Below are 15,681 nucleotides of genomic sequence, written 5' to 3' on the forward strand. Positions count from 1 at the left end.
GGCAGTGAGACAACCCTACGGGGCGAGAGCGGGATCCGTTGCCGCCCCCTCCAGGACCTGGCCCATGCGCCGGAACTTGGCGTAGCGGGCGTTCACCAGATCGGATTCGCTGCAGGTCTGCAGCTCGGCGAGCTGGTCCAGCAGGGCCGTGCGGAGGGTCTCGGCGGCCTGCATCGGTGCCCAGTGGTTGCCCCCGGAGGGCTCCTTCAGCAGGGCATCCACCAGCCCCAGCTGCAGCAGGTCGGCACCGGTGATGCGCAGGGCCTCGGCGGCGGCGGGGGCCTTGGCCGCATCGCGCCAGAGGATCGAGGCACAGGCTTCGGGGCTGGCCACGGTGTAGACGCTGTGCTCGAACATCAGCAGCCGGTCGGCCACGCCGATGCCGAGGGCACCGCCGGAGCCCCCTTCCCCGATCACCACGGCGATGATCGGCACCCGCAGGCGGAACATCTCACGCAGGTTCACGGCGATCGCCTCCCCCTGGCCCTCCTCCTCGGCCTTGACGCCGGCGTAGGCCCCGGGGGTGTCGATGAAGCTGAGGATCGGCAGGCGGAAGCGGTCGGCGTGGTCCATCAGCCGCAGCGCCTTGCGATAGCCACCGGGCGAGGCCATGCCGAAGTTGCGGGCCACGTTCTCCTTCATGTCCCGGCCCTTCTGGTGGCCCAGCAGCACCACGGGCTGGTCGCCGATGCGACCCACGCCGCCCACCAGGGCGCGGTCGTCGTTGCCGCGGCGGTCGCCGTGCAGCTCGATCCACTCGTCGGTGATGACCTGGATGTAGTCGAGGGTGCTGGGCCGCTGGGGGTGGCGGGCCACCTGGATCTTCTGGGCCGGGCTGAGGGAACTGAAGATCTCCTCCCGGCGCCGGGTGGCGAGGGTTTCCAGCTGCAGCAGCTGCTGGCTCACATCGACCTCGGAATCGCGGGCCAGCTGGCGGATCTGCTCGATCTGCTCCTCCAGCTCCACCAGCGGTTTCTCGAAGTCCAGCAGGACGCGGCGGGCCATGGTTGGAGGTGCAGGGGACGGATCAGGCGGAGGGGAAATCAGGTGGAGGAGAGGCTGGGGACCGGAGCAGGACGCTCCAGGCCCAGGGCCTGGAAACCGTGGCGAAGCGAGGCGGCGCCGATGAGGTCCATCTTCTCCAGGGTGATGTTGTTGCGGCCCCAGCTGAAGTTGGTGTGCAGGCCTTCGAACTCCAGCAGCATCGCTTCGGCGAAGCAGGCGAACATCTCGCGCTGGGGGTTGGCCATGTCCGCTGCCTCCATCATCTGCCAGCCGATATCGGACCCGAAGGCCACGATGCCCCCCTTGAGGACGTGGATGCCATCGCCGCTGGCCTTGGTGTCCAGATTCTTGGGGTAACCGCCATCGATCATCAGGCAGGGGCGGCGCAGGCGGCTGGGATCGAGGCTGCTGGCCTGGGCCAGGCTGGCGACCCACACCACCACATCCGCCTCCTCCAGGGCCTCCTCCAACGCAAGGATGCGACCACCGCCCAGCTCCTGCTGGAGATCGGCCAGTGGCTGGGGACGGCGGGCCACCAGCAGCAGTTCCTGCACGCCGGTGCGCTGGGAGAGCCAACGGCAGACGGCACTGCCGATGTCACCGGTGGCGCCCACCACGGCCACCTGGGCCCGCCGCAGGTCAATGCCCAGCCTTGGCGCATTCTCTTCCACCTGGCGGCAGATCACCCAGGCGGTGTGGGTGTTGCCGGTGGTGAACCGCTGCCAATCCAGGGTGGTGGCTCGCACCTGCTGTTCACTGAGCAGCTTGAAATCCTCGAAGATGATCGAGGTGAAGCCACCGAGGGCGGTGATGTCGATGCCGTTCTTCTGGGCCAGCTCCATGGCATTCAGCACCTTGCGCTTGGCCGTCTTGAAGCGGCTCAGCATTTCCGGGACGAACACCGAATCGATGTAGGCCCCTTCAATGCGCTTGCCCGTGGGGCTGGTGACGCTGATCCTCTCCACCAGCTGGGGGGGAGCACTGCACCACATGTCCAGATCCCCGTCGGCGTACTCCTCAAAGCCAAGGCCTCGCGCCAGATTGCGCGCCGACTCAAAGCTGGTGGAATGACCGATGAGGCCGAACATGCAGGAACAGGAAAGCGGCGGCGAGAGCGGGGCCGGATGTCGCCGACGCTACATCCTCCTCCGATGGGAGCGAGCGGTTCGGCTCAGCCCACCAGTGCCGCTGCAGCCATGCGGGCGATCTCCCGAGGGGTGAAGCCGATGTCCGTGAGGGCGTCCTGGTAGGCGATCAGGAAATCCTCGATCAGGTCTTCCTTCTCCATGTGCAGGACGGCGGCATCGGCGGCCACCCGATCCAGCATGCGACGGACGTGGGGAAGGTTGTCGCGGTTGGCCTGCTCCAGCTCGGCGCGGGACTCCTCGAGGTGGGCCTTGAGCCACTCCTGGCCGTAGTTGAGGTGGGTGTACTCATCCTTGACCACCCCCTCGGTGATCTTGCGGGCGAAAGGATCGGCCACAGGAATATAGATGTGATAGGCCGAGATGGCGAAGGCTTCAATCAGCAGGGCCTGAATCAGCAGACAGGTGACCACCTTGCCGTCCTTCAGGGCCGCCTGGAAGTTGTTGCGCAGGGGGGAGAAGAACTCCTGGGCGAAGGGCATGTCGGCGGTGACGCCCAGGTTGTTGGCGCAGGCGGTGAAGCCCTTCATGTGCTTCAGCTCCATGCGGGCCAGACGGGTCAGCTCTTCGGCCTGGTCGGGAAGCAACGTTCCCAGCGACATGTAGTTGTCATGGGCTTCCTGCTCGCCTTCGATCACGATCGCGTTGATGCGGCTGTAGGCGTCCTTGTAGGCGGCGGCGGTGAAGTCGGGAAGCTCACTCCCCTCGAACGGGCCTGAGGGATCCAGTGCCGAATCGACAGACGTGGTGGTTTCGAGGGTGGGCATGGGAACCACAGGCTCAGGCAATCAGACGACTCTAGTCATGGTCTGCCGGAAGTCGGCGGCCAGTTGCTGCGCACCAGGGCGTCCAGGCGCCGCTCCCAGCTGCCCACCAGGCGCAGGAAGAGCTTGCGGCCAAGGTCGTCGCTGGCATCACGGGGATCCCCGATGACCCCGCTGCTGCTCAGTTCCTCCGTGCGCCAGGAGCAGGGGCAGGCCCCCTCCAGGCTCCAGCCGGTGGGCGGGGGGGAGGGGGCCAGTCCGTCGGCGGCGGGCAGGGCGCCGACGGTGGCCGGCTCGAGGAACAGCATCAGGCTGGTCTCGGCCAGGCCGGCATGCAGCCCCGTGCTGCGTTCAGGTTCGGGAATCAGTTCCGCCAGGCCATCGGCACCACGCCAGAGGAAACAGGGCAGGACCGCCAGGCCGGGTTCCAGCACCCGCAGCTCCCTCGCCGCCGCCTCCAGCAAACCGATCTGGCCGCCGTGGGCGTTGAAGAGCACCAGCCGCTGGAAGCCCGCCGCCGCGATCCCCCTGCCCACGCTGCGCACCAGCTCAATCACCAGATCGGCGGGCAGGCTGAGGGTTCCGGGGAACCCAAGGTGCTCCGGAGAAAAGCCGATGCTCTGCAGCGGTAGCCGCCAGATCGGCAGGTCGGGGTCGAGCCGCTCCAGCACCGCCTCAGCCACCCGTTCGGCGAACAGGCCATCGGTGCCCAGGGGCAGCAGGGGCCCATGCTGCTCGATGGCACCGAACGGCCAGACCACTGTGCTGCCCGGTCGGGAGGCCTGCTCACGCACCGCCGTCCAGCTGAGACTGGCGAGGCGTCGCTCGGTGCTGGGGGGCATCGGCGGGGGGAGGACGGGCCTCAACGGGTGATTCGTACAGTGTGGAGCCCCGTGCTTCGCTGAGGACCTCCATGGCAGGAATCGGCAACCCCGCGCCGCGTCAGCCCCGGAACCCCGCCCAGCGCCCCATGCCGCCGGCGCGGCCTACCGGGTCGGCCCCGGCGCCGCTGCGCAAGCCCCCCCAGGTGTTGATGATCAAGAAGGAGGAGGAGGTGGTGGCCGAAGCCCCCTCCGCTCCTGCCGCGTCGAGCCCGGTCGCGCCGCCGGTGCGGCCGCCCTCGTCCGCCCCGGCGGACGAGGACCTCTTCAGCATGGACGGCCTCGAGGGCCTCACCATGGCCGACTTGCTCGGCCCGGCGCCCGATCGCCGCGGCGGTTCGGCCGGTGCGGCCACCCGTGGTGCCGCTGCCGCCGACGCCTCCCCTGCGGCGGCGTCCCGCCAGGCCCGCACCGTGGATGACTTCGATTTCGACGAGGAGGCCTTCCTCGCCGCCCTCGATGAGAACGCTCCGGTCGGCACCACCGGTGAGGTGGTCAAGGGGGTGGTGATCGGCATGGAAAGCGACGGCGTCTATGTGGACATCGGCGGCAAGGCCCCCGGCTTCATGCCCAAGAGCGAGTGCGGCCTCGGGGTGATCACCAACCTCAAGGAGCGCTTCCCCAAGGGCTTGCCGATCGAGGTGCTCGTCACCCGCGAGCAGAACGCCGATGGCATGGTGACCATCAGCGCCCGCGCCCTCGCCCTGCGCCACAGCTGGGAGAAGGTGCGCCAGCTGGAGAAGGAGGGCAAGGTGGTGCAGGTCAAGGTGAGTGGTTTCAACCGCGGTGGCGTCACCTGCGATCTGGAGGGGCTGCGCGGCTTCATCCCCCGCTCCCAGCTGAACGCCGGTGAGAACCATGAGGCCCTCGTCGGCCAGACCCTGGGGGTCGCTTTTCTGGAGGTCAACGCCGAGACCCGCAAGCTGGTGCTTTCCGAGAAGCGGGCCGCCACCGCCGCCCGCTTCGCCACCCTGGAGGTGGGGCAGCTGGTGGAAGGTCATGTGGCGTCGGTCAAGCCCTACGGCTACTTCGTCGATCTGGGCGGCGTCAGCGGCCTGCTGCACCACTCCTGCATCACCGGCGGCGTCCTGCGCGACCTGCGCGAGGCGTTCCAGCAGGGGGAACCCATCAAGGCCCTGATCACCGCCATCGACCCCGCCCGGGGCCGCATCGCCCTCAACACGGCCCTGCTGGAAGGGCCTGCCGGCGAGCTGCTGATCGCCAAGGACACGGTGATGGCCGAGGCCGAGGACCGGGCCCATCGGGCCCGGTCGCTGCTGCGCCAGCAGGAACAGGACGCGGGATGAGCAGAGCGTTGCAGGCGCCTGGCCCTGACTGGGAACTCGACTATTACTCCAGGCCGATCCTGGAGGCCGATGGCAAGAAGCGCTGGGAACTGCTGATCTGCACCACGGCCGGGCTGCAGCCGGCGCCGGACCCCTTCCGCTGGTCGATGGCGTGCCCGGCCGCCAGCGTCAATTCCCAGTGGTTGCGGGGGGCCATCGAAGCGGCCATCCAGGACGCCGCCGCCCAGGGCTACGGCCCACCGCGGCGGCTGCGCTGCTGGCGCGGCTCGATGCGCGCCATGGTGCAGCGGGCCGCTGAAGGGCTTGGCCTGGAGCTGGTGCCGAGCCGGCGCTGCTACGGCCTGGTGGAGTGGCTGCAGGAGCGGCAGGCGACTGTCTACCCCCAGGAGCCGGGTTACATGGCCGGTCCCCTGGCCCCGCCGCCACAACCGATCGCACCCGTGGCACTGCCCCTGCCGGAGGCGGCCCGGGGCGACAGCTGGAGCTGGGCCACGCTCAGCGCCGCCACCCTGGCCGAAGCGGCCGGCTGGGAGATTGCCTTCCCCGGCCTGGTGGCCCTGCCCGAGGGCCTGGATCCCACCACTCCCGTGCCGGGGATCCGGCTGTTCAGCCGCCGGCGGGCCCTGGCCATCGCCGGCTGGCTGTCCGGCCTGGAGCCGGCGCGGCTGGAGGTCTGCGCCAGTCAGCTGGTGCTGGAGGCCGGGCTTGAGGACCGCTGGATCCTGGCCCGCCTGCCGGAGGAGGAAGCGCGGCTGGCCAGTGTGGCCCTGACGGAAGCCCGGCAGCGGGCCGGCGGCCTGCAGTTCATCGCCATCCAGGCGAGCGAGGAGGCGCCCGCCCTCGAAGGCTTCTGGCTGCTGCGGGACCTGCCGGATGGCTGAGGCGCTCGAGTCCCCTTTCGAGCGGCCCGATGCGGGCTTCAACGACCTGCCTGGCTGGACCTGGGTGGGCACCTACGGCGGCCAGTACCTCCAGTGCGACCTGCTGGCCGGCTTTGAACATGGCTTCTTCACCCGCCAGTGGCAGGGCCGTCAGCCGGAGGAGCTGGCCGGGGAGATCAGTGCCGGTGTGAGTGTGCACCGCACCCGCCAGGTGCATGGCGGCACGGTGCTGGTTGCTGGGGAGGCCGAGGGGGCCCCCTGGCCGGAGGCCGATGGACTGTGCAGCGATGGCGGCGGCCAGAGCCTCTGGGTGTGCGGCGCCGACTGCACACCGGTGCTGATCGTCGATCCCGCCGGCGGCCGGGTGGCGGCCTGCCACGCCGGCTGGCGTGGCGTCGCGGCGCGGATCGTGCCGGCGGCGATCGAAGCGCTGGAGGCGGACGGGGCCAGCCGTGAGCAATTGCTGGTGGCGCTCGGGCCGGCCGTGGACGGCCTCCGCTACCAGGTGGAGCGCTCCGTCACCCTGCAGGTGGCAGCCTCCCTGGACGCCGGGGCCCCTGACCCGGCACCGGATGGCGCCCTGGAGGATCTCCAACGCTGCGGTGCCTTGCTGCTGGATCCGGAACCCGGCCGGGATCGGCTGGACATCCGCCGGGCCACGGCGCTGCAGCTGGAGCGGCTGGGGCTGGGGCCGGAGCGGATCGCCCTCTGCCCGCTCTGCACGGCGGCCGAACCGCTGCTGTTCCATTCCTGGCGCCGTGATCAGGTCAAGGCCGTGCAGTGGAGTGGGGTGGTGTCCCAGGCAGGGGTGTCCCGCAGAGGCTGAGGGCCACCGCCTCCGCCACCTTGATGCCGTCGATCGCCGCCGAGAGGATGCCACCGGCGTGGCCTCCCCCTTCCCCCGCGGGGAACAGCCCCGGGGTGTTGAGGCTTTCCAGCCGCGTCGGGTGACGCTGCAAGCGCAGGGGCGAGGAGGTGCGGGTCTCGACGCCGGTGAGCAGGGCGCCTTCCATCGCATAGCCGGGGATGCGGCGGGCGAAAACAGGCAGGGCCTCCCGGATCGCCCCAAGCACATAGTCCGGCAGGCAGCCATCAAGGCTGCCGAAGCGCAGGCCGGGTTGGTACGACCCCTCCACCGCCTCCGGGGGTGGCTCCCGGCTGGCTCGACCGGCCAGGAAGTCCCCCAGCCACTGGGCCGGTGCCCGGTAGTCGCCGCCGCCGGCGCGGAAGGCCTGCTGTTCCCAGTGGCGCTGGAAGGCCATCCCAGCCAGGGCCTCCCCCCCCGGCGCGCCGTAGGGCGCCAGATCCTCCTGGGTCACGGGCACCACCAGGCCGCTGTTGGCATTGCGCTCCTGGCGGGAGTGCTGGCTCATGCCGTTGGTGACGACGCAGCCCTCCTCCGAGGTGGCGCCCACCACCAGGCCGCCGGGACACATGCAGAAGCTGTAGACGCTGCGGCCGGCGTTGGCTTCGCCGTTGCAGTGGTGCACAAGCTTGTACTCGGCGGGGCCGAGGCGCGGATGGCCGGCGGCCTCCCCCCAGCGGGCCCGGTCGACCAGGGCCTGGGGATGCTCGATCCGCACCCCGACCGCGAACGGTTTCGGCTCCATGGCGACCTCCAGCCCGTGCAGCATCAGAAAGGTGTCGCGGGCGCTGTGGCCCGGCGCCAGCACGAGATGCCGGGTGGGGATGGCCGTGCCGTCAGCCAGGCGCACACCGGCCAGCTGCCGGTCGGACCCGCCCTCCAGGACCAGCGCGACCACGTGCTGGCCGAAGCGGACCTCACCGCCCAGGGCCTCGATCCGGGCCCGCAGCCCCCGCACCACCGTGGCCAGCTTGAAGGTGCCGATGTGGGGATGGTGCAGGGTGAGGATGTCGGGATCGGCCCCGGCCTCCACCAGTTCTTCGAGCACCTTGCGGATGTAGGTGGGGTCCTCGCTCACCTGGCTGTAGAGCTTGCCGTCGGAGAAGGTGCCCGCGCCCCCCTCGCCGAACTGGGCATTGGAGCCGGGATCGAAGCGGCGCCGTCCCTGCCAGAAGCCGAAGGTGTCCGCCGTGCGCTCCTTCACCACCTTGCCCCGCTCCAGCAACAGGGGCCGCCAACCCATCTGGGCCAGCAGCAGGGCGGCGAAGTAGCCGCAGGGGCCGGCGCCCACCACCACCGGGCGGATCGCCGTGCTCGCCCCATCGGCCCGGGCCACGGGCCGGTAGCGGCTGTCCGGGGTGGGACGCAGGTGGGGGTCGCCGGCGAAGCGGCGCAGCAGGCGGCGCCTGGCGCCTCCCTCGAGCTCAAGGTCGAGGCAGTACACCAGCGAGATCGCCCCCCGCCGCCGGGCATCGACGCTGCGTTTGACCAGCTGGTGGCGGCGCAGTTCACCGGGCGCCAGCCGCAGCCGCAGGGTGATGGCCGCCTCCAGATCGGCGGCGCTGTGATCAAGCGGCAACTTCAGCTCGCTGAGGCGCAGCACGGCCGGCGCAGGCAGGGGTCTGCTGGCGTTCTAGGGCACGGCGCCGCAAGAGGTGCCATGGTGGAAGCTGATCGAGGTTGGGGCCGGCGTTCTGATGGGTCTGGCTCACTGTCCCCTCTGCATGGGTCTGGCGGCGCTCTGCGTGGTGCGCTGCAGCGCCCACGCCCTGCTGCTCTGGCGCCTCTGGGCCCCACCCTTGGGCGCCCCCTCAGTCCGGCTGCGTCAGGCGTCCTGCTGAGGCGGCCCTGTCCATTTCGGCCTCCATGGCGGCGATGGCGATGCGGGTGGGCACCACCGCATCGGGGTTGAGGCTGATGGAGTCGATGCCCTCCTCCACCAGGAAACGGGCGAAATCGGGGTAGTCGCTGGGGGCCTGGCCGCAGATGCCGATCTTGCGGCCGCAGCGCCGGGCCGTGCGGATGGCCAGGCGGATCATCTCCTTGACCGTGGGGTGCCGCTCGTCGAACAGGTCCGCCACCAGGGCGGAGTCCCGGTCGAGCCCCAGGGTCAGCTGGGTGAGGTCGTTGGAGCCGATCGAGAAGCCGTCGAAGCGCTCGGCGAAGGCCGCGGCGCCGATCACGTTGCTGGGCAGTTCACACATCACGTACACCTCCAGGCCGTCCTTCCCCCGCACCAGCCCTTCGGCGGCCATGACCTCCAGCACCCGGTCCCCCTCCTCGGGGGTGCGGCAGAAGGGGACCATCGGGATGACGTTGCGCAGCCCCATGGATTCCCGCACCCGGCGCAGGGCCTGGCATTCCAAAGCGAAAGCGGCGCGGAAGGCCGTGGCGTAATAGCGGGACGCCCCCCGCCAGCCGATCATCGGGTTTTCCTCGGCCGGCTCGAAGGCCGATCCGCCCAGCAGACGCGCGTACTCGTTGCTCTTGAAGTCGGAGAAGCGCAGGATCACCGGCCGGGGATGGAAGGCGGCGGCGATCCGGGCCATGCCCTGGCTCAGCAGGTCGACGTAGTAGTCGGACGGGGTGTCGTATCCCGCGACCAGCTCGGCGATGGCCGCCCGGTCGGCCGCCGCCGTCACCCGCTCGGGCTGCAGCAACGCCATCGGGTGCACCCGGATGTGGTTGGCGATGATGAACTCCAGCCGGGCCAGCCCCACCCCGTCGCAGGGGATCGAGGCCAGGTGGAAGGCCTCCTCGGGGTTGCCCACGTTGATCAGGATCCGGGTGCGGGTGGCGGGCAGGTCGCCGATGGCCTGCTCCTCCACCCGGAAGGGCAGGGCGCCCCGGTACACGTGGCCCACATCACCCTCGCAGCAGCTCAGGGTGATGCTGTCGCCGTCGCCGATGCGGCTGGTGCCGTCGCCGGTGCCGACGATCGCCGTCAGGCCCATCTCCCGGGCGATGATCGCCGCGTGGCAGGTGCGGCCCCCCTGGTCGGTGACCACACCGCTTGCCTTGCGCAGGATCGGCTCCCAGTCGGGGTCGGTGCGGCGGGTGACCAGCAGGTCGCCGTCCATGAACCGGGCGATCTCGCCGGGATCGCTGATCACCCGGGCCCGGCCACTGCTCACCGAGGCGCCGATGGCCCGGCCGCTGGTGATCTCTTCGGCCCTGTGCGGCTCCAGGTGCCAGCTGCGCAGCACCGCCCCGCCCCGGCGGGATTCCACCGTTTCCGGCCGGGCCTGGAGGATGAACAGCTGGCCGCTGAGGCCGTCCTTGGCCCACTCGATGTCCATCGGGGTGGGCACGCCGCGGCGTTCGCCGTAGTGGCGTTCGATCACGCAGGCCCAGCGCGCCAGCGTCAGCGCCTCCCCGTCGCTGAGGGCGAAGCGCCGGCTGTCCTCCGGGGACACGGCCTCATTGCGCACCGCCCGGCCATCGCCGCCGCCGGGGTCGGCATAGACCATGCGCAGGGCCTTGCTCCCCAGCCGCCGGCTCAGGATCGGGGCGAACCCCTGCTCCAAGGTGGGCTTGAAGATCAGCCACTCATCCGGGTTCACGGCCCCCTGCACGACGTTCTCCCCCAGCCCGTAGGCGGCGGTCAGCAGCACGGCGTCGCGGAAGCCGGTTTCGGTGTCGATGCTGAACATCACCCCGGAACTGGCCAGATCGGAGCGCACCATGCGCTGCACCCCGATCGAGAGGGCCACCTCCAGGTGATCGAAGCCGTGCTGCTGGCGGTAGGCGATGGCCCGATTGGTGAACAGCGAGGCGTAGCAGCGCCGGCAGGCCGCCAGCAGCGCCGCTTCCCCCTCCACGTGCAGGTAGGTCTCCTGCTGCCCGGCGAAGCTGGCCTCCGGCAGGTCTTCGGCCGTGGCACTGGAGCGCACCGCCACGGCGGCGGGGACGCCGCTGGAGGCCATCGCGGCGGCCAGCTCCCGGTAGGCCGCCACGATCGCCTCCGCCAGGGGCGGCGGCAGCTCCGCCCCACCCAGCAGCGCCCGGGCCCCCTGGCCAGCCGCCTGCAGGGCCGCCAGGTCGTTGGTGTCGAGGCCGTCGAGCAGGGCGGCAAGGGCGGGCCTGAGCCCGTTGGCGCTGATGAACAGGCGGTAGGCGGCGGCCGTGGTGGCGAATCCCCCCGGCACCTGGACGCCCACAGGCCCCAGCTGCTGGATCATCTCCCCGAGGGAGGCGTTCTTGCCGCCCACCTCGGCGATGGATTCCAGGCCGACCTGTGCCAGGGGCACAACGAGCTGATCGGAGTTGCCCATCCCCTTCGCCCTGACTGTCCCAAATCTGGAGCCGCGACCCCCTTCCGGCCGCAGGCTGTGATGTTCTCGCATGGGGTCTGGCAGGCCGCCAACCACCCATGGACTCAGGGGTCGGAGGGGGGCGGGCCGGGTTCGGGCAGCAGCTGGGCCAGCAGACCGGCTCCCATCAGGATTCCCCCCAGGGTGAGCGCCAGGCCGCGGTTGGCGGCGGCCGGGCCCTCCATCCAGGTGCCGGCGGCTAAGAAGGCCCCGCCGAGCAGCAGGGTGGGCACCAGCACGATGCCCTTGGCGGTGCGGTTGAGGCTCATGGGCAGGCCTCCGCCGTGGCCAGGCCGGCCTCGATCAGGCCGGTGGCGATGTCGGCGCCGCTGGAGAGCAGGCTCACCTGGGCCAGCAGCGTGCCATCCCGCTGGCCCATGGGGCGCAGATTCACCTTGGTGCGGCGGGGCAGGGCCTGCCGCAGCCAGGCGGTCGCCTGCTGCTCCTGCTCCGCCACCAGTTCCATGCAGGCCAGCTCGACGGCATAGCTGCGGTTTCCATCCCCCACCTGCAGCAACGTGCCGCTGCGCACCTGGAACACCTCCGCCGCCGCCGCCGCGCCGGGCCAGGCGAGCAGCAGGGCCAGCAGGATCCCGAGCAGGCTCAGAGTTTGGCGCCGCAACTGGGACAGAAGAGGTGGGCGCTGGCCGTGGTGCTGCCGCAGGCATTGCATTGGCGGATCGTGTCGATGGCGAGTTCGGGATGGCTGGGCAGACCCACCATCTGGGCGTTGCTGGCTCCCGGGGGCACCATCGGGTAGCAGTTCTCGTTGCGCCGAACGCGCACGTCGACGAACACCGGACCGGGGTGGGCCAGGGCCTCGGCAAGGCCCGAGTGCAGCTGGGCCCGGTCGGTGATGCCGATGCCCTTGACCCCGAAGGCCTCCGCCAGGGCGGGGAAGTCCGGCATGCCGCCGGTCATCTCGGAGCTGGAGTAGCGCTCCTCGTAGAAGCTTTCCTGCCACTGGCGCACCATGCCCTGCCACCCGTTGTTGAGCACCACCACCTTCACCGGCAGCTGGTACTGGCTGAGGGTGCCCAGTTCCTGGATATTCATCAGGATGCTGGCGTCCCCGGCCACGCAGATCACCCGCTCGTCGGGGAAGGCGGTCTGGACGCCCATGGCGGCGGGCATGCCGAAGCCCATGGTGCCCAGGCCGGCACTGCTGATCCAGCGACGGGGTCCGTTGCGCAGGAACTGGGCTGCCCACATCTGGTGCTGGCCCACATCGGTGGTGAAGAACGCCTCCGGGGCCAGTTCCCGCAGGGCGATGACCACCTCCTGGGGGGCGATCTCGCCGGCGGGCTGGGGGATCACCAGGGGGTAGTGGTGTTTCCAGGTGTCGATGCGCTCCAGCCAGGCATCGGTGCGGCGGTTGGAGCTTTCGCCGACGGAGGCCTGCAGCAGGGCCTCAAGGGCCAGGCGGACATCGGAGACGACCGGCACCTCGGGCACCCTGTTCTTGCCGACTTCGGCCGCATCGATGTCGATGTGGATCACCTGGGCCCGGGGGGCGAAGCTGTCGAGGCGGCCGGTGACGCGGTCATCGAAGCGGGCACCGACGGCGATCAGCAGATCGCATTCGGTGACGGCGAAATTGGCGTAGGCGGTGCCGTGCATGCCCAGCATGCCCACCGCCAGGGGATGGTTCTCGTCGAAGGCCCCCTTGCCCATCAAGGTGGTGGTGACCGGCAACCGGAACCGTTCCGCCAGCTGATGCACTTCGCCATGGGCGTCGGAGGCGATGGCACCGCCCCCCACGTACAGAAGGGGGCGCCGGGCCTGGCGGATCAGGGCCAGGGCAGCCTCGATGGCTTCCGGCCTGGGGGCCGGCGGACGCTTGAAGCCCGAGGGGATCGCCGATCCCGGGGCCACCGGGGTGTAGTCGAACTCCTCGGCACCAACATCTTTAGGCACATCGATCAGCACCGGCCCCGGCCGGCCGCTGGCGGCAATCAGGAAGGCTTCGGCCACGATGCGGCCGATGTCGGCCGGGTCGCGCACCACCCAGGAGTGCTTCACGATCGGCAGGGTGATGCCGAAGATGTCGGTTTCCTGGAAGGCATCGGTGCCGATCGCGGCGCGGGGCACCTGCCCGGTGATGACCACCATCGGCACCGAATCCATCTGGGCGGTGGCGATGCCGGTGACCAGGTTGGTGGCGCCAGGGCCGGAGGTGCCGAAGCAGACGCCCACCTTGCCGGTGGCACGGGCGTAGGCGTCGGCGGCGTGGGTGCCGCCCTGCTCGTGGCGCACCAGGATGTGCTTCAGCCAGCCCCGGGACTCGGCCTTGTGGAGCTCGTCGTAGATGGGCAGGATCGCCCCACCCGGGTAGCCGAAGATGTGCTTCACCCCGTGGCGGTGCAGGGCATCCATGAGGGCGTAGCCGCCGCTGACCCGCATCGGTGCCGACGCCTCCAGGGCCTCCTCAGGGGCGTAGACGGCGGCTGTCTGCCCTGCGGCGGCTGATGGCCCTGCGGCGGCTGTGGTGGGGGGAAGGGGCGTGAGCGTCACGGCGGCGGCTGGGACTGGCGAGGGGGAACGGGGTCGTCAGGATGGAAGGCCGAAGCACCCGGAAGGCAAGACGCCGGGCAACGGTCTGGACACCATCAGCGGAAGACACCCAGGTTAGGTCGCTGCAGGGTGATTGGGTTGCGCTGGCGGCGGCTCTCCGCCATGGCCCGCAACACCCGGGCCGGGTCCATCCAGGCGCCCCGGTAGCGCATGCCCCAGTGCAGGTGCGGGCCGGTGGTGCTGCCCGTCAGGCCGACGTGGGCGATCACCTGGCCGGTGGCCACCCGCTGGCCCACCCGCAGCAGCACGTTGCCGCTGCGGTAGACGCCGTTGCCGGCCTGGCCACTGAGGTGGCAATAAATGTGCTCATAGCTGCCCGAGCGGATCACCAGTCCGTTGCCGCAGCCGCCGTCGACGATCACCTCGCTCACTGTCCCCGTCCACCAGCTGCGGATCGGAGACCCCAGGGGGGCGGCGATGTCGATGCCGTAGTGGGGCCTGACGTCGCCGCTGAGGGGGTGGGAGCGCATGCCGAAACCGCTCGTGTAGCCCGCGAAGCTGGCCACCGGAAAGGCACCCCGGCCCCAGAGGCTGGCGTTGCGGGCTTCGGCGGGCAGACCCTGGCTGCTCAGGCCCAGGGTCGCCGCGATCACCAGCGACCGGCCCCGCAGACGGGGACGCCGGGGGCGATCAGAGCAGTCCGAGGGCATGAAGCGGGCCTTGACCGGTGAGCAATTCCAGCAGAAAAGCGGAAAATCCGACCATCGCCAGGCGACCATTCCACACCTCGGAGCTGGTGTTCCAGCCCCAGGCCCATTTGTCCTGGGGGTAGAGCTTCACCTTCTTGGGCAGCTGGGCCGCCATGTCGAGGTTCACCTCCGGGCCCGCCATGGCCTCGTGCACCAGGTCGGCGAGGCCCTGGATGAAGGTGGGATCGGTGTCGAGGGCGGGCACCCGACGGAAGTGGGTGATGCCGGCTTCGGTGGCGATCTCCCTGTACTCGATGTCGATCTCCTCGAGGGTCTCGATGTGCTCGCTCACGAAGCTGATCGGCACCACCACCAGCTCCTTGACGCCCTGCTCGCCCAGCTCCCGCAGGGCATCCTCGGTGTAGGGCTTGAGCCATTCCACCGGTCCCACCCGGCTCTGGTAGGCCAGGGTGGAGGGGTTGGCATGGCCCAGCAACTCCTCCAGTCGCTGCATCACCAGGACGGCACAGGCCTCGATCTCCTTCTGGTAGGGGTCTCCCGCCTCCTCCACGTAGCTCTTGGGCACCCCGTGGGCACTGAAGAAAATGTGGGCCGCTTCCGGCGTGCCGGAGGCGCCGACCTCCCGGGCAATCAGCCCGGCCATGGCATTGATGTAGCCGGGATGGTCGTACCAGCTGCGGATGCAGCGGATCGGCAGGCGCCGGAAGGCCGGGTCGGCCTGGCGCAGCCGCTGCAGTTCCCGGAAGCTGGAGCCGCTGGTGCTGATCGAGAAATGCGGGTACAGGGGCAGCACAACCACCTCCTCCACACCGTCGGCCTTGATGTCGCCCACGGCCGATTCGGTGAAGGGATGCCAGTAGCGCATCGCCACGTAGCTGGTGGCGTCGACCCCTTCCTGTCGCAGGCGGCTCTGCAGCTCCCTGGCCTGTTGCTCGGTGATGCGCCGCAGGGGGGAACCGCCGCCGATGGAGCGGTAGGCCTCCTTTGATTTGCCGCTGCGCAGGGTGCTGATCAGCCAGGCCAGGGGTTTCTGCAGCGCCGGCGTGGGCAGACGGATGATCTCCGGATCCGAGAACAGGTTGTAGAGGAAAGGCCCGACATCCTCGATCCGTTCCGGACCGCCGAGGTTCAGCAGCAGCACGCCGACCCTGGCCATGCTTCCTATCAGAAACGATGAGCGTAACGCCGCCCACCGCCGCCAGGCGCCGCCTTGGCAAGGAACCACACCCTGGCGGCCCGGAGATGGCCTGGGTAGGTTCCGGCTCAGGTCCCTGCCTGCCGCGCCATCGCCCTGGC

The 15,681-nt window shown here is 70.2% G+C and carries 14 protein-coding genes; 3 read left to right on the forward strand and 11 right to left on the reverse strand.

The features are described from left to right. Window positions 1–15 precede the first annotated feature (15 nt). From KBZ12_RS05500 to KBZ12_RS05515, 4 genes are all read right to left on the reverse strand, one after another. Window positions 16–1,005, reverse strand: a complete 990-nt coding sequence (locus KBZ12_RS05500) for an acetyl-CoA carboxylase carboxyltransferase subunit alpha (RefSeq protein WP_254956873.1) — start codon at window positions 1,003–1,005, stop codon at window positions 16–18. Between the two features lie 38 nt (window positions 1,006–1,043). Further along, complete coding sequence (locus KBZ12_RS05505) at window positions 1,044–2,093, reverse strand: long-chain acyl-[acyl-carrier-protein] reductase (protein ID WP_254956874.1); 1,050 nt, start codon at window positions 2,091–2,093, stop codon at window positions 1,044–1,046. A gap of 83 nt (window positions 2,094–2,176) precedes the next feature. Then, window positions 2,177–2,917 carry an aldehyde oxygenase (deformylating) gene (locus KBZ12_RS05510; RefSeq protein ID WP_254956876.1) on the reverse strand — a complete coding sequence of 247 codons (741 nt, stop codon included), beginning with the start codon at window positions 2,915–2,917 and terminating at the stop codon, window positions 2,177–2,179. 35 nt (window positions 2,918–2,952) lie between these two features. Next, window positions 2,953–3,756, reverse strand: a complete 804-nt coding sequence (locus KBZ12_RS05515) for a creatininase family protein (RefSeq protein ID WP_254956878.1) — start codon at window positions 3,754–3,756, stop codon at window positions 2,953–2,955. 71 nt (window positions 3,757–3,827) lie between these two features. On the opposite strand from KBZ12_RS05515, the gene KBZ12_RS05520 reads away from it, so the two are divergent. Genes KBZ12_RS05520 through pgeF form a run of 3 tightly spaced genes read left to right on the forward strand, consistent with a single transcriptional unit; the run spans window position 3,828 to window position 6,809 of the window. Continuing rightward, complete coding sequence (locus KBZ12_RS05520; protein ID WP_254956879.1) at window positions 3,828–5,102, forward strand: S1 RNA-binding domain-containing protein; 1,275 nt, start codon at window positions 3,828–3,830, stop codon at window positions 5,100–5,102. Further along, the gene (locus tag KBZ12_RS05525; RefSeq protein ID WP_254956880.1) at window positions 5,099–5,983 is read left to right on the forward strand and encodes a Tab2/Atab2 family RNA-binding protein; all 885 of its coding nucleotides are present in this window, start codon (window positions 5,099–5,101) and stop codon (window positions 5,981–5,983) included. Before KBZ12_RS05520 ends, KBZ12_RS05525 begins: the two co-directional genes overlap by 4 nt. After that, complete coding sequence (gene pgeF / locus KBZ12_RS05530; RefSeq protein WP_254956882.1) at window positions 5,976–6,809, forward strand: peptidoglycan editing factor PgeF; 834 nt, start codon at window positions 5,976–5,978, stop codon at window positions 6,807–6,809. Before KBZ12_RS05525 ends, pgeF begins: the two co-directional genes overlap by 8 nt. On the opposite strand, the gene KBZ12_RS05535 is transcribed toward pgeF, so the two are convergent. From KBZ12_RS05535 to hemH, 7 genes are all read right to left on the reverse strand, one after another. After that, on the reverse strand, window positions 6,751–8,451 hold the full coding sequence (locus KBZ12_RS05535; RefSeq protein WP_254956883.1) for an NAD(P)/FAD-dependent oxidoreductase: 1,701 nt from the start codon (window positions 8,449–8,451) through the stop codon (window positions 6,751–6,753). The genes pgeF and KBZ12_RS05535 overlap by 59 nt on opposite strands. A 208-nt stretch (window positions 8,452–8,659) precedes the next feature. Further along, window positions 8,660–11,122 carry a phosphoenolpyruvate synthase gene (gene ppsA / locus KBZ12_RS05540; RefSeq protein ID WP_254956884.1) on the reverse strand — a complete coding sequence of 821 codons (2,463 nt, stop codon included), beginning with the start codon at window positions 11,120–11,122 and terminating at the stop codon, window positions 8,660–8,662. 104 nt (window positions 11,123–11,226) lie between these two features. Then, entirely contained in the window at window positions 11,227–11,430 is a 204-nt protein-coding gene (locus KBZ12_RS05545) for a GIVxVP protein (protein ID WP_216909680.1), read from the reverse strand. Next, window positions 11,427–11,783, reverse strand: a complete 357-nt coding sequence (locus KBZ12_RS05550) for a hypothetical protein (RefSeq protein ID WP_254956886.1) — start codon at window positions 11,781–11,783, stop codon at window positions 11,427–11,429. The genes KBZ12_RS05545 and KBZ12_RS05550 overlap by 4 nt, the downstream gene beginning before the upstream one ends. Beyond that, window positions 11,765–13,537 (reverse strand): biosynthetic-type acetolactate synthase large subunit, encoded by a 1,773-nt coding sequence (gene ilvB / locus KBZ12_RS05555; RefSeq protein WP_254956976.1) that lies wholly within the window; start codon window positions 13,535–13,537, stop codon window positions 11,765–11,767. The genes KBZ12_RS05550 and ilvB overlap by 19 nt, the downstream gene beginning before the upstream one ends. Before the next feature lie 233 nt (window positions 13,538–13,770). Next, entirely contained in the window at window positions 13,771–14,385 is a 615-nt protein-coding gene (locus KBZ12_RS05560; RefSeq protein WP_254956888.1) for a M23 family metallopeptidase, read from the reverse strand. Then, on the reverse strand, window positions 14,366–15,541 hold the full coding sequence (gene hemH, locus KBZ12_RS05565) for a ferrochelatase (protein ID WP_254956889.1): 1,176 nt from the start codon (window positions 15,539–15,541) through the stop codon (window positions 14,366–14,368). The genes KBZ12_RS05560 and hemH overlap by 20 nt, the downstream gene beginning before the upstream one ends. Between the last annotated feature and the right edge of the window lie 140 nt (window positions 15,542–15,681).

Source organism: Cyanobium sp. Cruz CV13-4-11 (genome assembly GCF_024346055.1).
Lineage (GTDB): Bacteria > Cyanobacteriota > Cyanobacteriia > PCC-6307 > Cyanobiaceae > Cyanobium.